The sequence below is a fragment of the Nocardiopsis sp. L17-MgMaSL7 genome (genome assembly GCF_003182025.1).
GTDB lineage: Bacteria > Actinomycetota > Actinomycetes > Streptosporangiales > Streptosporangiaceae > Nocardiopsis > Nocardiopsis prasina.
Window position 1 is genome coordinate 168,666 of record NZ_QGTF01000005.1, and the last position, 18,459, is coordinate 187,124.

At 73.3% G+C, this 18,459-nt stretch carries 15 protein-coding genes; 2 read left to right on the top strand and 13 right to left on the bottom strand.

All coding sequences use genetic code 11. From position 1 onward, the window contains the following. The first annotated feature begins 2 nt into the window (after positions 1-2). Positions 3-1,268, top strand: coding sequence for an aspartate aminotransferase family protein (locus BDW27_RS10650; protein WP_233515717.1), 1,266 nt, complete (start codon positions 3-5; stop codon positions 1,266-1,268). Then, entirely contained in the window at positions 1,265-2,440 is a 1,176-nt protein-coding gene (locus BDW27_RS10655; RefSeq protein ID WP_017545986.1) for an iron-containing alcohol dehydrogenase, read from the top strand. Before BDW27_RS10650 ends, BDW27_RS10655 begins: the two co-directional genes overlap by 4 nt. Before the next feature lie 186 nt (positions 2,441-2,626). On the opposite strand, the gene BDW27_RS10660 is transcribed toward BDW27_RS10655, so the two are convergent. The 13 genes from BDW27_RS10660 to BDW27_RS10720 all read right to left on the bottom strand — a co-directional run bounded on the left by BDW27_RS10660 (position 2,627) and on the right by BDW27_RS10720 (position 18,380). Continuing rightward, on the bottom strand, positions 2,627-3,985 hold the full coding sequence (locus BDW27_RS10660; protein ID WP_110049191.1) for a SagB/ThcOx family dehydrogenase: 1,359 nt from the start codon (positions 3,983-3,985) through the stop codon (positions 2,627-2,629). Next, complete coding sequence (locus BDW27_RS10665) at positions 3,982-5,082, bottom strand: thiopeptide maturation pyridine synthase (protein ID WP_110049192.1); 1,101 nt, start codon at positions 5,080-5,082, stop codon at positions 3,982-3,984. Before BDW27_RS10665 ends, BDW27_RS10660 begins: the two co-directional genes overlap by 4 nt. After that, positions 5,079-6,002: a thiopeptide-type bacteriocin biosynthesis protein gene (locus tag BDW27_RS10670; protein ID WP_110049193.1), complete on the bottom strand. Its 924-nt coding sequence runs from the start codon at positions 6,000-6,002 to the stop codon at positions 5,079-5,081. Before BDW27_RS10670 ends, BDW27_RS10665 begins: the two co-directional genes overlap by 4 nt. Then, a complete protein-coding gene (locus tag BDW27_RS10675) occupies positions 5,999-8,509 on the bottom strand; it encodes a lantibiotic dehydratase (protein ID WP_110049194.1) in 2,511 nt (836 codons plus the stop codon). The genes BDW27_RS10670 and BDW27_RS10675 overlap by 4 nt, the downstream gene beginning before the upstream one ends. After that, complete coding sequence (locus BDW27_RS10680; RefSeq protein WP_233515718.1) at positions 8,506-10,128, bottom strand: SagB family peptide dehydrogenase; 1,623 nt, start codon at positions 10,126-10,128, stop codon at positions 8,506-8,508. The genes BDW27_RS10675 and BDW27_RS10680 overlap by 4 nt, the downstream gene beginning before the upstream one ends. A 32-nt stretch (positions 10,129-10,160) precedes the next feature. After that, positions 10,161-12,038: a TOMM precursor leader peptide-binding protein gene (locus BDW27_RS10685; protein WP_017545980.1), complete on the bottom strand. Its 1,878-nt coding sequence runs from the start codon at positions 12,036-12,038 to the stop codon at positions 10,161-10,163. Further along, positions 12,035-13,843 carry an NAD(P)-dependent oxidoreductase gene (locus BDW27_RS10690; protein WP_110049196.1) on the bottom strand — a complete coding sequence of 603 codons (1,809 nt, stop codon included), beginning with the start codon at positions 13,841-13,843 and terminating at the stop codon, positions 12,035-12,037. Before BDW27_RS10690 ends, BDW27_RS10685 begins: the two co-directional genes overlap by 4 nt. A 79-nt stretch (positions 13,844-13,922) precedes the next feature. Then, complete coding sequence (locus tag BDW27_RS10695) at positions 13,923-14,141, bottom strand: hypothetical protein (RefSeq protein WP_017545978.1); 219 nt, start codon at positions 14,139-14,141, stop codon at positions 13,923-13,925. Positions 14,142-14,459: 318 nt separating this feature from the next. After that, positions 14,460-14,675, bottom strand: a complete 216-nt coding sequence (locus BDW27_RS10700) for a hypothetical protein (RefSeq protein ID WP_017545977.1) — start codon at positions 14,673-14,675, stop codon at positions 14,460-14,462. Positions 14,676-14,880: 205 nt separating this feature from the next. After that, a complete protein-coding gene (gene dprA, locus BDW27_RS10705; RefSeq protein WP_110049197.1) occupies positions 14,881-16,038 on the bottom strand; it encodes a DNA-processing protein DprA in 1,158 nt (385 codons plus the stop codon). Between the two features lies 1 nt (position 16,039). Beyond that, entirely contained in the window at positions 16,040-17,560 is a 1,521-nt protein-coding gene (locus BDW27_RS10710) for a YifB family Mg chelatase-like AAA ATPase (RefSeq protein WP_110049198.1), read from the bottom strand. Further along, entirely contained in the window at positions 17,560-17,931 is a 372-nt protein-coding gene (locus tag BDW27_RS10715) for a YraN family protein (RefSeq protein ID WP_026129501.1), read from the bottom strand. Before BDW27_RS10715 ends, BDW27_RS10710 begins: the two co-directional genes overlap by 1 nt. 116 nt (positions 17,932-18,047) lie before the next feature. After that, positions 18,048-18,380, bottom strand: coding sequence for a DUF2469 domain-containing protein (locus BDW27_RS10720; protein ID WP_017545973.1), 333 nt, complete (start codon positions 18,378-18,380; stop codon positions 18,048-18,050). Between the last annotated feature and the right edge of the window lie 79 nt (positions 18,381-18,459).

Consider the following 18,459-nt stretch of genomic DNA (forward strand, 5'->3'; position numbering starts at 1 on the left):
CGATGTCCATGTTCGAGCGAGGCGGGACCACCCTCGTGGAGGGTGAGGGGGTCCGGGTCCGGGACGAGGCGGGGAACAGCTACCTGTCCGCCACGTCAGGCCTGTGGAACGTGACCTGCGGTTGGAACCACCCGAGGATCGTCGACGCCGTCACCGAGCAGCTGCGCCGGTTCTCCTACGGCACGCTGTTCCGCTACGGCCACGACACGGCCCGGGACCTCGCCGCCCGGCTGCTGGAGATCGCGCCCGGCGACTTCGAACGCGTCTACTTCTCCTCCTCCGGGTCCTCCGCCAACGAGACGGCCGTCAAGGTGCTGCGCCGGTACCGCAGCCTGGTGGGGCAGCCCGAGCGCCGCCTGGTGGTCTCGTTCGACGCCCACTCCTGGCACGGCACGGGAATCGGCGCCATGGCCCTGACCGGAGAGGACCTCGACCAGGAGGAGTACGGGGTGGACCGCCGGTGGAACCGGCTGCTCCCCTACCCGGACCCCTTCGCCGCCGAACGCGGGCTGGGCCCCGACGAGCGGACCTGCCGCGAGGCCCTGGCCGAACTGGAGCGAACCGAGGGAGACCAGGTGGCGGCGGTCATCGTCGAACCCATCCTGTGCTCGGGCGGTGTGCTCATGCCGCCGGACGGCTTCCTTGAGGAGGTCGCCGCAGCCACCAGGCGCATGGGCGCCCACCTGATCGTCGACGAGGTGGCCACGGGGTTCGGACGCACCGGGAGGATGTTCGCGAGCGAGCACACCGGCGTCCGACCCGACGTGGTCACCCTGTCCAAGGGCATCAACAGCGGGTACCTCCCACTGGCCGCCACGCTCTTCCCCGCCGAGGTGTACGAGGCCTACGAGGCCTCGGGGACCTATCTCACCCACGGGGAGACCCAGTCCGGCAACCCCGCCGCCTGCGCCGCCGCCCTCGCCACGCTCGACGTCATGGAGGACGAGAACCTGGTGGAGCGCTCCGCGAAGGCCGGGGCCCGGTTGCGGCAGCACCTGGACGCGCTCCTCGAACTGGACATCGTCGGTGAGGTGCGCGGCGAGGGCCTGGCCCTGGCCGTCGAACTGGTCCGGGACCCGGTGAGCCGCGAGCCCCTGTCCCCCATGGACATGGCGATGATCAGCCACCTGTGCCAGCGCAACGGGCTCCTGGTGCACCTGAGCCGCCGTTGCCTGCTCCTGTTCCCCCCGCTCGTCGTCACCGACGCCGAAGTGGACGAGATCGCGGCCCGGCTGGCCGGCGCGTTGAAGGCGGTGAGGTCACGATGACCGAAGCGGGCTCCACCATCAACCCCCACTGGTGGGTACCCACCAGGGTCGACTTCGGCGCCGGCCGTCTGCGCGACGTGCCGCTGGAGATCGAACGGACCGGCCGACCGGTCGCGGTCGTGGTCGACGACCACGCGGCGACGGCCGTCCCCGGCGTCGCCCAGCTGCTGGAACGGCTCGCCCCCGAGGTGATCGTCCGCCGCGCCGCCTCCACGCCCACCCGGCAGGAGGCCGAGGACCTGGCCAACCGCCTGCGCGCGGAGGGTGTGCGCTCCGTCTGCGCGATCGGCGGCGGAACGGTGATGGACCTGGCCAAGGCGGCCGCCGCGGCGGTGGCGCTGCCCGGTCTCCTCACCGGCTGGAAGCCCGGCGGCGGGTTCGTCATGCCCGAGCCCGTCACGCGGGGCGGCCTGCCCGTGGTGGCGGTACCGACCACGGCGGCGACCGGCAGCGAGGTGAACGCCAAGGCGAGCCTGGCCGACGGCACGGACCGCCGCTTCCTGGTCCACTGGTCCCTGTTCCCCAGGGTCGCGGTGATCGACCCGATGCTGCACACGTCCCTGCCGCCCGCGCTGACCGCCGAGGGCGCGCTCGAAACGGTCGCCCGCCTCCTGGTCCCCATGGTGTCGGACCCGCCGACCACGGCCCTGCCCGACGAGGTCGCGATCGGTCAGATCAGGGCGGTCATCCCGGCCGCCGAACGGGCCCTGGCCGACGGCGACGACCTGGAGGCGCGCGGCACCATCGCGCTGGCCGCCAGCGTCAGTACGTTCACGCTGCACCAGATCGGCCGCCACCTGCACTCGTTCTGGGTCTGGTACCCGACCAACACGCTCACCGCGCAGGGACTGCGCAAGGGTCCGGCCCTCGGGGTCCTGCTGACCCGGTGGGCGCGGATGGTGGTCGACGGCGACAAGCTGGCCGGGCACGCCGACCGGCTCGCCGACCTCGGTGGCCGCGCACTGGGTCTCACGGGGACGTCCGTGACCCCGGCCGAGGTCGCGGACGCGCTGACCGACCTCCTGCGCCGTTGGGGTTTCCCCACGGAGTTCGAGGAGCTGGGCCTGGACACCACCGCCGAGGAGCTGACCGAGCAGACGTGGCGGGCCTGGTCCGAGCCGCTGCGGCCCAGGACCCGGGAGCAGGTGCGTTCCCTCTTCGAGGGTGTCTAGGGCGTCTCTTTCCGGACGCTTCGTCGGTGGCGGCGCAGCCTCGACCGGTACGCGTCCGCGAACCCCTTCGCCCTACTCCGACGTGCGAGGGCCGGTCCGGTCGAGAACCTCTCGACCGGACCGGCCCCACGTGCGCCCGGTCCCGTCGGCATCCCCCACCACCGGGACCGGGCCGTTCTCGGAAGCCTACAGCGGCACCTCCAGTGAGGCTCCGACGTGCGCGGCCACACCGATCGGCGCCACGCACATCGTGGACGCCTCGGGCAGCTCCAGGTTGGCCTCGATCCCCGGGCCGTCGTAGGCGCACAGCGGGAAGGTCCCGAAACCGCGGTCGGCCGCGACCAGGGCCGCCGCCTGGAGTGAGACGCCGACCGCCACGGCCCCCACCCGGAAGGCGCCGGGGCCGTGCTTCCGCACCAGTTCGGGCAGTTCCAGGACCGGAACGACCACGCCCGCCAGCGACAGGTTGAGCCGGTGTCCCGGGGCCCCGATCCGGGTGGCCACCCTCGGGTCCTTGGGCGGGACCAGCCTGCCGTGCCCGCCCAGCGGGCCCAGCACGGAGTCGACCGCCTCGGCCACGGGCGCCAGGTCCTCTGCGGAGGGCGGCGGAGCCACGAACCCGCCGACCGGGCTGCGGCGGCGCTGCATCGCGCGGTCCGGGTCGCGGGGCATGGTGATCTCGCCGAACTCCAGCTCCGGCCCGGGCTCGGAGCGGCGGGCCGCGCGCAGGACGTCCTGCGGGTAGCGGTCCGGGACCGGCGGGATCCGGACGGGCGCCGGGTCGCTGGCGGGCGTCACCGTGCTGGTCGGGCCGACCGTGACCACCGCGAAGGCGATCTCGGTCTCGTCGCCCAGGTCCAGGATGTGCTCGATCTCGTCGTCGACGAACGCCAGCCGGGGTGTGCACTCCCAGTCCAGACTGCGCCCCGCGATCAGCAGCTGCGCCAGCGTGTGGCCGGTGTCCAGCAGGTGCAGCCGGTGAGCGAACTTGCCGTACCGGCCCGTGGTGCGCTCCAGCCGGGTCGTCAGCACGATGGTGAGGTCGGAGACCGCACCGCCCAGGGCCCGCGCCAGACGCGGCCGGGGGTCCTCGGTGGTGACCTGGGTCAGCCCGTGGTGCACCGGGTTGTAGCGGTGCGCGCCGACCGGCAGTCCGGACTCCCCGCCCGAGAGCAGCCAGAGGTCCACCGGGTAGGCCGCGCCGCCGCTGGCGACCAGGCGCAGCAGGGTGGTCATCACGTGCTGCTCGTCGAACCCCCATCCGGGGGCGCCGGTGGGCAGGAACGCCCGTGCTCCCGAGACGGTCAGGAACCGGTGCCGGGCGAGTCCGTTGCCGGTGGCCAGCATGCGGGAGATGCGGTCGACGGGCCCGTCGGGGCCGTGACCGGGGCGGGGCAGGGCGTGCTCGGCCACCCCGGGCCGCCCGGCCCTCGTCGGGTACAGCTGGTACGCCCCCGACACCTGGGGCAGTTCGCGGTCGGCCAGGTACGCCAGGACGGTGTCCCGGTCGGCGTCGGTCGCGGTCGTGCGCTCGGCCGTGCTCATGAGTGCCCTTCTACGAGTTCGGTCGCGCCCGAGGCCACCATCGCCACGGCGTCGACCCCACAGGCCTGCTCCACCGCGTCGGCGACGACGTGGCAGTACAGGAAACGGTCCACCGGGCGGACGCCGATGCGCGCCAGGTGCAGGTACAGGAGGTTGAGCGCCACCCGGTAGCGGAGGAACCAGGGGGCCTCGCGCAGGGTCCGCTCGAAGTCGCCGGAACCGCGCAGGGTCCGGTGGAAGTCGCTGTGGCGGGTCTGTTCCTCCGTGGCGTCGCCGCCCTCGGCTCCCCCGCCGTTCGCGATCGGACCGTCGAGGTCGAGTCGGCCGTCGGCGAGCAGGGGCCGGGCGTCGTCGGCGGCCCGCACGAGTTCGCGGCCCACGGAGACGGTGAGTTCGTCCAGGTGGGCGGTGGCCCCTTCGGCGTGCGCCCGCACCCTCTGGACGAGGGGGTCGCGCAGCCTGGCGGAGCGTTCGTCGAACAGAGCGCGGACGGCCCGGGGGTCGGGGCTGCCCATGATGTGCGCCTCGGCGTGGGAGCGGTAGGAGACGAATCCGCGTTCGAGGTAGCCGCCCACCTCCTGGGCCATGATCAGCATGAGGTCGACGACGTGGGTGCTGAGCGAGGGGCCCTCGCCCACGGCCATGGTGAGCGCCGCGTCACTGGTGCGCTGGTGGAACCCCTCGAACAGCGCGACGGCGTCGTGGGTGCCGAGCACGTGCAGCCGGGGGTCGTGCGGCTCCTCCTCGACCGTGTTGTCGGGCTGCTGCGGCTCCAGCGGCCCGTACTCCCGTTCGCGCTCGGCGAGCAGCCGGTAGGTCTCACGGAGGGTTGCCGGGTCGATCACCGTGGTGGAGGGGTGGGCGGCCAGGGCCGCCTCCAGGTGGCGTCGTGCCGCGGGGCGTACGATCCCCTCCCAGGCGGCGTCGTCGGCGTCCACGACGATCCGCAGGTGCGGACCCCGGCGCCAGTGCCGCGCCCAGTACGCGGGCAGGCCCTCGGCCGCCAGTTCGGCGAGCAGGGGGCGTACCCCGGCCCTCAGCAGGGGCGCGGGGTCGGCGTCGTGGTAGGCGACCCGGAGCCGCCTGGCGGCCGTCACGACCCCACCGACACGGTGTCGGCCAGGGCCAGCCTGAGCAGTTCCATCACCAGTGCTTCCCGTTCCATGTGGACCCCGAGACGGTTGTTGTGCATGTGCAGCGCGGACAGGGTCGCCATCCCCCGGTCCAGGTGGGCGAGCCCGTCGGGCGCGGTGCCCTCGGCCGACTCCAGCAGGCCCCGCGCCTCCACGTCGGCCAGTCCCTCCTGGAGCCGCTGGCAGGCCCCGAGCCACTCCCCCTCGCCGCCACCGGGCGAGGCGGTCAGGGCGTGCCGGACGAGATGGCGGACGCGGTCCCCGGACCGCTGCCAGGACTGGTCGACGACCCGCTGCCACTGGGCACCGATCTGCTCACCGATCCAACGGCCGACCATGTGGTCCACGAACCGGTTGACCCAGTCCGCGTCGCCGACCGTCGCCAGCCCGCTGGCCATGCACCACACGGCGCGGGCCACCGGGTCGGTGGGGGTGCCGACGTACGCCAGGGCGTCGCGGCTGGACGCGGTGAAGAACTCCTCGACGTGCTCCATGGCGGCGGGGCCGCCGTACAGCTCCGTCTCGGGCCGGTACGACTCCCAGGTGAGGGTGTTGTCCGGGAGGATGTCGGCCCCGGCCTCGTCGCCGGGGTTGCCGATCAGGTCGGCGAGCCGCTGGAAGTCGGCCGGATCCGCCTCGACGCGTGAGGGCCGCTGTCGGACCAGGTCCTCGAACCGGCTCCGGACCTCCTCGCGCGCGGTCTCGCGGTCGTCGGGGCCCGGCACCCACAGGCGGAACCTGACGTGCGGTCCGCCGGTCCAGTAGCGGACGTAGAACCAGTGCGGCGCCCTGTCCCCCAGCGCCCGCACGGTCGGCGCGACGACGGAGGTGATCACCACCGCCGGGTCCTGGTGGTAGTAGCAGTGGGCCGTGATCCAGCTCATCGGCGCTCCCCCGGTAGTTCGACGGCGTACTCCACGACCCGGCCGGAGCCGAACACGTCCGGCGCGGCCTCCTGGAACAGCAGCAGGTCCCGCCCCTTGGACAGCCGGGCCAGCTCCTCGACCCCCCACCAGGAGCACAGGTCCAGCGGGCGCGGCTTGCGGTCCTTGGCCTTCTCCATGACCCGTTCGGTGGTGTCGACGACGTCGGCGGCCCGCGCGAAGACGACGTCGGGCAGCCCCAGGTCCCGGACCCGGCGGCGCACACGGGTGAACCGCTCGAAGTCGTCCCCCTCGCCCAGGTCCAGCTCCGCGCGGGGCACGATCCAGCTCCGGCGTTCCATGAGGACCCCGCCGACCCGCAGGCGCGGCAGGACCGACACCTCGGACGGTTTCGGGTTGACGTACAGCGCGCGGGCCCGCCCCACCAGCGCCCACGCCTCGGACATGGGGGTGGTCAGGTCGAGGAGGAAGCGCAACACGGGTGGGAACCAGAACCGGCCCATGGTCCCCCGGTGGACGAGCTCCACCGGGCGGTCGGCAGGACGCCACCACAGCGTCGGGACACCGGCCGGGTCCAGCCGGATCTCCAGGTCCGCCGGGCGGACCCGCCGTTCCGGAGGCCGGGAGGGGACGCACCCGGGCCAGACCAACTCGTGGGAGGCGTGGGGCGCCACCCGGTTGAGGGAGCTGCGGAACAGGCCCGCCACCTCGACCAGGAGTGGCCCGTCCCCGCCCCGGTCCTCGTACGGGACGGGCGGCTCGGACCAGCGGCGCACCCGGGAGCCCGCGGTCTCGTGGCCGGGAGCGGACGCGTTGAACGCGAGGGACCCGTCCGCCAGGGGCTGGAGGAACAGGGTGGTGGGGTGGTCCTGGGGCAGCCAGTCGGGACCGGCGTCCAGCAGCCGGTCCAGGGCGCCGGTGTCCGCGTCGAAGGCGGGATCAGTGCCGTCCGGCGGGGAGAGGAGTCCGAGCAGCCCGGTCTGGAACCGGCGCAGCTCCTCGACGCGTGGCACCCCGGTGTCGGTCAGGTGGAAGGGGTTGTCGCGCAGCGCGTGGAGGACGACCGTGTCGGGGGCACCCTCCGAGGCGTTCGCCGGAGCGGCCTCGTTCCAGGCCAGCCAGGCCTCCATCAGGCCCACACGGGCGGTGGTCCCGAAGCGGCGTCCGAGCAGCTCCGCGATGGCCAGGCGGCCGGGCAGGGCCCCGTCGAACACCGACACCAGGCGCCGGACGCGGTGCAGGTCGCGGTCGAACGCCGACCAGTCCGGGGTGCGGGGCGCGGTGGTCCAGCCGGGCAGCACGTCCTCGTAACAGAGGTACTTGCCCGGGATCAGGGAGGGGTCGCCCCCGGCCTCGGTCAGCGCCTCGCCGACTGTCGAGCGCAGACGTCCCAGGGAGAGCCACCGGTCAGCCGGTGTGTCGGCGGCCTCGACCTCGCCCGCGGCTTCGCCGACCCGTCTCACCGGGGAGGCCTCCGGCAGGCCGAGGCGGTCGGCCACGTCGGTCAGACGGTCCCGGGCCTGGTCGGGCACGCCGAGGTCGCTCTGGAGGAGACCGGCCTTGACCAGTTGGCCGAGCATCGACTCGGCCTCGGCTGCGGCCGCGCCGAACTCGGAGGTGAGGAACCCGGCGAGGTCGGCCGGGGAGGCGCCGTCCTCGGCCCGCCGGGCGAGCGCGAGCAGCCATGGGCGGGCGGGCACACCCACGCAGCGCCCGTCAGCGTGCACGACCATGGCGCGCTCGCCCAGGACGGTCAGGGTCGGATTGGTCCGCAGGAACAGCGGCCCGCGCCCGGTGACCAGCAGCCGCTCCAGCTGGAACTCGACCTCGGCGTTGAGTTCCAGGTGCCGGGAGAGCCGGTCCGGCTCCTGGACCTGGACGGTCTCCGCGGCCCCGCCCTCCGGTCCGGCACCGTCGCCGTCGGGCAGCGGTCCGGCGGTGGTCAGGGTGGAGAAGGGGCTGGTCTTCAGCGCGGTCCGCAGGACGTAGTTGACCACCCGTCGGCGGGTGTTGAGGTGTTCGGGGGCACTCGCCGGGCCGGAGAGCCAGGCCTCGACGTCGGGGTACAGGGCGTCGCTGGCCATCGCCAGGGCGCGGCGGAAGTTTTCGTCCCGGACGAGGTCGGCCAGCCGCTGTTCGGCCGCCGACGTCTCGGCGCGGTAGGCCTCGCGGGCCTCCTCCCAGCCCCGGTCCAGCGCCTCGTGGTCGAAGACCAACCGCGCGTGGAGTTCGCGCGCCGGTCCGGACAACCGGGCCGTCGCCGCCTCCGACAACGCCTTGGGCGCCCGGCCGTTGTGGACGGCCCGGCGGCAGGCCAGCAGCGCGCGGCGTACGGCGCGGTCCTCGCAGCCGCCCACCGCCGCGTGGATCAGGTCCGCCAGCTCCTCGCCCCTGCGGGTCAGGTCGCCCCGGAGGGCGTCGAGTTCACCGAGGCGGCGGGCGGTGTCGGGCAGTTCACCGACCCGCGCGCTGGCGCTGGGCAGCCCCGCTACGCGTGCAACGATCAAGGCCGCACCCTCGTCCCCAGGTGCCAGGGCGCGTTGGGCTCGCCCAAGACCAGAAGAAACACCGGAATCTCCCGTTCGCCGTCGAGGCCCAGCAGGCGGGCGCACTCGTCGGCGTCGTAGCTGTTGGTCACCCGAGCGGACAGACCATGCGCGGCCGCGGCCAGGGAGACCCGCTGCGCCACCACTCCGGTGAGCAGCTGGGTCGCGCGGAAGGCACGCCTCGGGTGGTGTTCGAGCAGGCGCTCGGTGTCGGCGGTGACGGCCACCATCAGCGGCGCGGTCCGCGCGTTGATCTCCGTCCGCCACACGTCCATGGCCTGGAAGGGGGGACGCAGGTCTCCGTGGCTCACGGTGCGCAGCGCGCCGTCCACGAGCCGGTAGTGGCCCTGCGGCAGGTCGGTGACCGCACCGGCGATCACGTGCACCCCCACCTCGGGCGGGGCCGTCTCGTGCCAGAGGTCGTCGGCGGTCGGTCGGACCGCGTCGAGCAGGAGGTCGGCCACGACCCCCAAGGGCACCGGCTTCGCGGCGGGCAGGAACACGTCCGGCCCGGAGTCGCGGCGGACCACCGCCGCCCCCGTGTCCGTGCCGCTCACCCGCCGCAGCGGTGCCAGCGGCAGGTCGGGGTCCGCCCCCGGCACTGCGGCTTCCGCTCCGACCAGCGGGGTGCTGACGGGCGCCTTCACCGGCTCCAGCTCCGCCGGGTCGTGCAGTCGCGAGGCCCGTTCCACGGCGAGGGTCCGGTAGCTGAGCGCCGGTTCGATGCCGTTGCCGCCCGCCACCGGGACCACGGTCCGTCTCGGCGGCACCGGAGCGGCCGTGCGGTGACCGGGTGCGGTCGGAGCCTGCGCGCCGTCCCACAGGGGCAGGAGCGCCAGGACCGACTCCGAGTCGTCGTCCGGCAGCGCGAGCAGCCGGGCGACGGCCTCGTCGAGGAACCGGAGCCGCGCGTGCCCGCCCAGGCCCAGGGCCGAGGCCACCACCTGGAGGTTGCCGAGGACGAGCCCCGCCTCCTGGGTGACCAGCCGGTAGGCGTAGTTCCGGTACCGGAAGGCGGTCTTGCCCAGGCGGGCCGTGACGACCAGCACGGTCCGGGCGCCGTCGAGTTCCGCGGCTGCGGCGGCGGCCAGGTCGGACAGGCCGACGTCGTCGCGCAGCTCGGAGAGTTCGTGGTGAGCCGGGTCGTAGCGGTGGACGCCGCCCGGCGCGGCGTCCGACCACACCGACAGCTCGACCGGGTAGAAGCAGCGCGCCGAGGCCACCGTGCGGTGCCACGGCCACTCCACCTGCGGGCCGATGTCCATGCGGGAGAAGCCGTAGCCGTAGAACAGCAGCTCGCCCAGTCGTTCCAGGTCCGAACCGTGGTCGGGGCCGGACCCGCCGGGGCCGGCTCCGGGACGCGTGTGCTCGTCCCGGAGCGCGGCCCCGAGCGGACCGATCCGGTGCCGCGGCCCAGTGGGAAGCGGGAACCTGCGCCGTGGCTCGGCGGGGAGGGTGAACAGCGGGGGGCGGGCGGGGTCGTCGAGCCCGCCCTGCCCCTCCGCGTGGATCGCCTGCCACCGGTAGTGCACGTCGTACAGGTACTCCCGCACCAGGGTCGCGTCATCGTCGTCGGTCACGGGAACCGCCGACGGGTTCGGGTGCGTGTCCGTCATGGGAACGGGTGCGGGTCGGGGTTCACGTCGTCGAAGCCCTCCTTCGCCGCCGCCGCGAACACCCGGTCGAGTCCGCGCACACGGCGGAACCTGTTGCCGAAGGTCATCGGCAGCATCCCCGGAACGATCACCTTCACGCAGAACAGACCGCCCGCCCGGTGCTCGGGGGTGGTCTGGTCGACCACCAGCACCTCCAGGCCGTGCTGCCGCAGACGCTCGACGGTGTCGTTGAGCAGCGCCTCCAGGTCGGTGGGCCCGTCGGTGTGCAGCCTCGGGTCGGGCTCGGCCATCTCCCGCTTGGGCCCGTCGAACAGGAACGCCAACCGGTCCTGGGCCTCCGGCCTGCCGTTGAGCTGGCTGTGGTGCAGCATCGAGGTGCACAGGTCGGGGTCGTCGACCATACGCCGGGCGAGGTCCTGCACGTCGTCGGGCTCGTCCTGGTGCTGGGCGATGATCGGGGCCAGCTCCAGGAGCCCGGCCGCCACCGCGTCCTCCATGTCGAAGTGCGAGGCCGCCGCGCACAGGAAGCGGGCGTAACCGTCGCGCTCCTGCTCGTCGACGACGCCCACCCACACGCTGGGGATGCCGTGCTCGGTGGTGGTGTCCCAGGCGTGCGCCGTGTACCCGGTCAGCCGCTCGATGCGCTCAAGCAGGAGCGGCACGGTGGTTCCCTTGGCCGTGCTGAGGTCGATCTCGGCCGGGGTGCGGCGCGAGTACCAGGTCATCAGGAACGCGTCGCGCTCGATGACCTCCATCAGCCCGTGCAGGATCGTCTCCGGCATGGAACCGCCGACGGCGCAGCCGTTGGACACCTCGTACAGGAACCGGGGACGGTCCGGGCGCACCAGCCGGGTGCGGTAGTAGGCGTAGGTCTCCGGCACGAGGACCGGCCTGTCATGGGTGAGGGACCTGCCCCAGACCCAGTCCAGCTCCGACTCCTCGGTCCACCGCTGGCACGGGAAGCCCTCCTCGTCGTAGCGGTGCTCGTCGTGCAGGCCGAGCCGTCGCAGGTCGAGGGCCTCGGGGAGGTCCTTGTAGGCACCCGTGACCACACTGCGGTGTCCCGACGGGCTCATCCCGCCCCAGCGCTCGACCGCCTCGGCCACGGCCGCGGTTCCCGACTCCCGGTAGGAGGGGGTACGGCCGATGCCCTGCTCGATGTCGGTCGAGTTCCGCAGACCCAGCGGCGCGGTCATGTTCGGGAACACGCCGCCGCCGTACTTGAAGAGGGTGCGTACGAGGCCGACGTCCCGGTCCACATAGGTGGGAAGGAAGGACTCGTCGTCCACAAGGGACTTGGTCCGCATCGAACCCGGCTTGTGGGACAGCGAGGTGCTCGGAACGAGTGTCTCCGTGTCCTCGGGGCTGTCCTCGGGCAGCGCACCGCACACGGCGCACAGCGGGTCGGGCAGGAGCACCGCGCGGCGCACACCGAGGCCGATCAGCCGGACGACCATGACCGACCGCCGCTCGGCGGTGTCCTGGTCCCGGTCCAGCTCGACCAGCCTGCCAGCGACCTCGGCCGCGAACTCCGCGTGCAGGTGGGTCAGCGCGGGCGGCGCCCACCTTCGGAGCCGCTCCGGATCGCGGCGGTCGATCTCGGCCATCGGCTCCGGGAACTCCCGGGCCAACAGCAGACGCGACTCCAGGCACTCGGGGCACCCGGGGCGGTCCTCACGCACCACCGGCCCGACGTAGAGCCGGTCCCGGCGCGCGAGCACCGGCAGCACCGGCCCGCTCCCGGCAGGGATCTCCGGCAGGACACCGTCCTCACCGACCACCACCGTGTACTCCGGCGGGACCACGGCCCTGAGGGCCTCGGCCAGGACACCGGTTCCCACCACGGTGGGGGCGGCCGTCAACGACTCGGTCACAGCTCCACCACCCTGACCAGGTGCGGCGTCGCCGTCCGCAGAGCGGGCTCGCCGTCCAGTTCCACGACCCCGAGCCGGTGCCCGCGCGCGGCCAACAGCTTGACCGCGCCCTCGGACGTCAGCAGGTGTCCGGTCAGCGGGGCCGCCGAACCCTCGGGTTCGGGCACGCGTTCCGGTCGTGGCGGCGTCGTGACGGGGTTCTCACCGCACTGCACGGCAGTCGTGGCGCGGATGACGGCCAGCGAGGCGGCGGAGGCCAGGTCCGGGCCGGAGGCGCGCGTCAACGCCCCGGCGTCGGAGGCGGCCAGGACCGTCGGCAGCTCGGCGTCCAGCTGGAAGAGGCGGACCCCCGACTGCGCGAGCAGTTCCAGTCGGCGCAGCTGCTCGCCGACGGGTTCGGGGAGGTCGTCCCGGCCGATCAGCGGAGCCCGTTCGGGGACGGGCACGGCCCGCTCCGCGGCGTAGTCCAGCACCGCCTGGGAGAGCGCGGACTCACGGTCGAGCGCGGCTCCGATACCGGGGACGTGGGCGTCGGTGATGTCCACCGGCTTGACCACGGGACCGGTCTCACCGCTGACGAGGTCCCGGGCCGGTCCGCTCGCCGGATGGGCGGCGGCCAGGCGGCCGAGGGCGGCCAGGGTGGCGCCGTGCCGGGCCTCCACGAAGGCGTCGGCCACACCGAGGACGTCGGTGGTCTGGCCGCCCTTCACCAGGCGGGCCACGGCGACGCGCAGCGGCAGCTGCTCCGGGTGCTCCTCGATCTCGAGGAGCGGGCCGGTGAGCGGGTCGAACAGTTCGGCGGCGGCGTGGGAGAACGCCTCGCTGTCGATCGTCGCCCGCGGGTCCTCACTGACGGGGGCCGGTGCCGCGCCCACCGGCAGCACGCGACCGGTCTGGGACTCCAGGGTCTCCAGGTCGATGCGCTCCACCTCACCGGAGACCGGCGCGGGGTAGGCGCCCGTCACGGCGCGGAAGGCCGCGAACAGCGCGGTGTTGGCGGGCACGCCCACGGCGGGTCCGCGCAACCAGGTCGAGGGTCCGGCGGGGAGGGTGCCGGTGTCGGTCAGGCGCGCCTTGGCGTCGGCCCAACCGGCCGCACCGCCCGGGATCGGTCCCACCCACGCCGAGTCACGGGTCACCAGGACCGGCAGGAGCGGAGCCGTGCAGGCCTCCGCCACGGTGTCGATGAGCGCCGGGTCCTCGGTCAGCACGACCACGAAGTCGGCGGCGGACACGCTCGCGGCGAGGTCGGCGGCCGGGGTCTCGACGAGTTCGAGGGCGGGGTCCTCCTCCCGCAGCGCGGCGAGGTCGGCGGCGCGCGCGGCGCGGGCGTCGGCGTCGTCGGAGGGGTCGACGACCTCCACACGGCTACAGCCCAGGTGCCAGGCGGCGCGCGCGGCGGAGTCGGCGAGCGGGGCGTTGCCCACGACGACCATGCGGGTGCCGCGCCAGGTCTGGAACCGCGCCGGGCCGGAGTCGCACCGGAAGTCGACGTAGGCGATCTCCGCCTGGTAGCGCTTGAGCTCCGTCTCGGTCAGCGTGTGCGGCAGGTCGTCGCTGACGTCGCGGACGAATCCGTTGCGTTCGAGCAGCCCCACCAGGTCGAGGGCCATCTTCTGGTGGGCGGGCGACAACCCAGAGGTCAGGTCCTCGAGCGGCACGGAACCGTCCAGGCTCGGCGCGAGCAGTTCCACCCACTGATAGATCGCTCCACCACGCAGTGTCACTGACCGTGCGCTGTCGATGATGAAGGCCCCGTCGGCGGTCGGGACGTAGTAGACATCTGGCCGGAGTTTCGGTCGCATCCGCGCCCTTCTCTTCTCTCTCACTGTTGCGAGGGGACGACCCCGGCACGGAAGCCCGCACCGGGACCGCCCCGCCGGATCAGCTGCAGCAGCAGCAGGGGCAGCAGCTACAGCAGCTGCAGCAGCCGCCGCCACTGCCAGACGCGCCGATCTCCATCATGGCCAGCGTGGAACCGAGCGACTCGATACCACCGGGCTGGTCCGAACCGAAGCCGAGAACACCCTCACTGCTGGTGCTGAATTCCTCGACCGGAAGGTCTCCGAGACCAGCGGAGATCTGGTCAGCCTTCATCGACATGGGAACCTCCTCCCTCACTTTTGGACGAAGCACCGAAGCCTTTGTGCTGCGGCGCTGCACCATCATCCCGGCCGCTGCTTACACCGCACCTACAGCGGGTTTGCATCCGAATACATTCACGCCTGGAAGCGATCCGGGAAAGGGGACCGGCTTCCGAGGGGCGACGCGGGCGCGGGGGCCGGTTCCCGCACCTTCCGGAGCGACGCCGACGGGCCGATCGTGAACCGTGGTCCGATCGGCCCGCCGACCCCAGTCCCAGGCAACCGAACCGGTCACCACCCCGATGGAGCCAGTGGGGCGACCGGTCTGGTCACTGGATCAGCTGCAGCAGCAGCAGGGGCAGCAGCTGCAGCAGCTGCAGCACTCGCCACCGCCGGAGGCGCCGATCTCCATCATGGCCAGCGTGGAACCGAGCGACTCGATACCACCGGGCTGGTTGGAGCCGAAGCCGACGACACCCTCGCCACTCGAACTGAATTCCTCGACCGGAAGGTCGCCGAGGCTTGCCGAGAGGTGACCGGACTCGATAGACATACGATCTCACTCCTTTCTTCGTCCAAGGTTTGACAGCGCGTCGAATAATCGACACCCACCACTCTGTCCAACCGCAGTTACACATCAGCTACAGCGTGTTTTACCAGCCCTGGGACCCCGTACCGGTAATTCTCCGCAGGCCAGCGTCCGAGGCCCGTGACGCCCTCCCGTCCCTCCACCAGGGGACCGGGAGGCCCCGAGGATGTCAGCCGGGGGCTGAGCGGGCACGGTGGGCATCCCTCTTCGGACGGCGGCGCTCCGGGAGCCGCCAGCCGGCCTCGCAGCGTTCCACCAGGCCGGCCGCCGCCAGCATGCCCAGCGCCCGGATCGTGTGCTCCAGGTTCCCGGTGCTGTTCGAGGCCACCACGGCGGTGCCCACGCCACGACGGGTCACGGCGGAGAGCACCCGGGCGGTCTCCCGGTCCAGCTCGGCGGCGGGCACCAGGGGACCCGCCCCTTCGGGGGCGGCCTCGCCCAGGGGCACGACCAGCTCGACCACGTCGTCCGCGCGGGTCACGCAGCTGGCCCGGCCCTCGCGGAGCAGACGGTGACAGCCCACCGACATCGGCGAGGTCACCGGACCCGGGACGGCCATCAGCACCCGGTGGAGGTCGGTGGCGTGGGAGGCGGTGTTCAGGGCCCCGCTCCGGGCACCCGCCTCCACCACCACCGTGCCGGGGGTGAGCGCGGCGATCAGCCGGTTGCGCACCAGGAAGTCCGGGGTCCGCGGGGTCCGGCCCACCGGCCACTCACTGACCAGCACCCCCGTGCGCGCCACGTCCGCGAACAGCCCCGCGTGACCGCGCGGGTAGTCCGTGTCCAGCCCGCAGGCCAGGACCACCACGGTGCTCCCCGTGGTGAGGGCCGCCCGGTGCGCGGCGCCGTCCACCCCGTAGGCGCCCCCGGAGACCACAGAGAAGGAGCGGTCCGCCAGTTCGCAGGAGAACTCGGCGGCCACGTGCAGCCCGTAGGAGGTCGCGGAGCGCGCGCCCACGACCGACACCGACCGCAGGCAGAGGTTGCGCAGGTCCCCCATACCCCGCACCCAGAGCCCGTAGCAGACGGGCAGCTCGTCGAGCCGCCCCGGCCACTCGGGGTCCCCCGGGGCGACGAACCGGACCCCCGCCTCCGCCGAGGCGTCCAGCAGCCGGTCCGGGTCCACCCTTCGGGCCCGCTCCGACCAGCCCCGCCAACTCCGAACCGCCTGCTCCGACGGCGGTGGGCGGCCCGGGGGCGGCTCCCCCGACAGCAGTGCGGCCCAGACGGTCGCGGCCCCGAGCTCGTTCACCAACGGCCCCAGCCAGCGGTGGCCGGGTGGCGCCACCGCCGTCAGACCGACGCGTGCGCGTGCCTCGTCGGTCACGTCACCACGCCCTTCCGGCCCAGAGTGCGTAGGCGTAGGCGGTCTCCTCCTCCGTGGGGCGCTCCCGGCCCGCGAGGTCGGCCAGGGTCCAGGCCACCCTCAGGGCGCGGTCGACCCCTCGCGCACTGATCTGTCCGGCGTCCATCGCGCGTCCGAGCACACGTAGGGCCGCCGGTTCCACCGGGAAGTCCCGCCGCAGCCTGGCCCCGGGGATGGCCGCGTTGGTGCTCCAGGGGGTGTCCGCCAGCCGCTCCCTGGCCCGGGTCCGGGCCTGCACGACCCGGGCGGCCACGGTCGCGGAGGACTCGGCGAAGGCCCGGTCCGCGAGGAGTTCGGCCCGTGCCACCGGTTGGAGTTCCACCTTGAGGTCGATCCGGTCCAACAGCGGGCCGGACAGCCGGGAGAAATACCGCCGCCGCTCACCGGACGGACAGGCGCAGAGGCTGCCGGGTTTGGCACAGGGGCACGGGTTGGCGGCCATGACCAGCTGGAAACGGGCGGGGAAGGCCACCGTGGAGGTGGAGCGGGCGATCACCACCTCACCGCGCTCCAGGGGTTCGCGCAGCGAGTCCAGCACCCCACGGCCGAACTGCGGGGCCTCGTCCACGAACAGGATGCCGTGGTGTGCCTTGGACACCCAGCCCGGCTGCGGGTTGCCGTGACCGCCCCCGATGATCGAGGCGCGGCTGGAGGTGTGGTGCGGGGCGGCGAAGGGAGGCACGGTGACCAGCGGTGCGCCGGGCGGGAGCAGCCCGGCCACCGAGTGGATCGCCGTGGCCTCCAGCGCCTCGGTGGGAGAGAGCGTGGGCAGCACCGTGGGCAGGCGTTCCGCCAGCAGACTCTTGCCTGTTCCCGGTGGGCCCAACATCATCAGGTTGTGCCCTCCGGCGGCGGCGATCTCCACCGCCCGACGGGCCACCGGCTGACCGAGCACGTCAGCGAGGTCGGGGCCGCCGTGGTCCGGGGCGACGACCGGTGCGGGCCTCTCGGCGGGCGGTTCCGGCTCCTCCTCCCCGCGCAGCCAGCCGCACAGTTCGGCGAGGTCGGCCACGGCCACGACCGTCACGTCCGATACCAGCCGGGCCTCCGCCAGGTTGCCCGCGGCCACCACGAACCGGGTGAAGCCCTGCTCGGCCGCGGACACCATGGCGGGCAGTACCCCGCGCACCGGGCGGGCCCGACCGTCCAGGCCGAGTTCGGCGATGAGCACGGTCCCGGCCAGCCGGTCCAGCGGCACCTCACCGGCTGCGGCCAGCACCGCACCGGCGATGGCCAGGTCGAAGAGGCTGCCGGACTTGGGCAGGCTGGCCGGGGACAGACTGATGGTGATCTGTCCGCTGGGCCAGGTCTCGGAGCTGTTGGCCACCGCGGCGCGGATCCGGTCCCGGGCCTCCCGGAGGGCGGCGTCCGGCAGCCCCACCAGGGTGACCCCGGGCTCTCCGCCGCCCAGGTGCACCTCCACCTCGACGATGTGCCCCTGGACGCCCAGCAGCGTCACGCAGTGTGTGAGGGCGAGCGACATCAGCCCATCCCCCGTTCGTGGGAGACGAACACGCGCCCGCCCGAGACCAGCAGGCAGACCCCGTCGATCCGCAGCGGCCGGGGCGGGCAGCGGTGCAGAAGGGCCCAGGACCGGCCCAGCCCCCGCAGTCGGCGGCGTTTGCTCTCGGTGATGGCCTCCACCGGATGGCCGTACCGCAGCGAACCGCGGGTCTTGACCTCGGCGACCACCAGGAAGGGCCCGTCCCGGGCCACGATGTCGATCTCCCCGGCGCCACCCGGGGCCCGCCAGTTGCGGGCGAGCACCCGCATCCCGGCCCGTTCGAGGTAGGCCGCGGCGAGCTCCTCGCCGCGGCGTCCCACTTTCCTTCGGTACTCGGCCCACCGATCCACCGGCGACCACCTCCCGTAACCACGGTCGGTGATCGGGGCCGGGCACGCCAGGGGTCAGTTTCTCCTGTGGATAACCCGCTCCACGGAGAGGGAGGGAGGGGGACGCCGCGGGACGGCTACTCCCCGGGACCGCCACCGTCCGCCGGGGGCATCTCCAGGTCGGACTTGGTGATCTCCTCGACGTTCACGTCCTTGAACGTCACCACGCGCACGTTGCGCACGAACCGGGCCGGGCGGTACATGTCCCAGACCCAGGCGTCCTCCATCACGACCTCGAAGTACATCTCCCCGTTCTCCGTCGAGCGGGGCTGGAGGTCCACGTGGTTGGTGAGGTAGAAACGCCGTTCGGTCTCCACCACGTAGCCGAACAGGCCGACGACGTCGCGGTACTCGCGATAGAGCTGGAGCTCCATCTCGGCCTCGTACTTCTCCAGGTCCTCAGAACTCATGTGCGCGCTCGCTTTCGTCAGCACTCTCCGGTCATGATGTGCCGGTCCCCCTGACGTGGCAACACCTCCGCCACCCGGC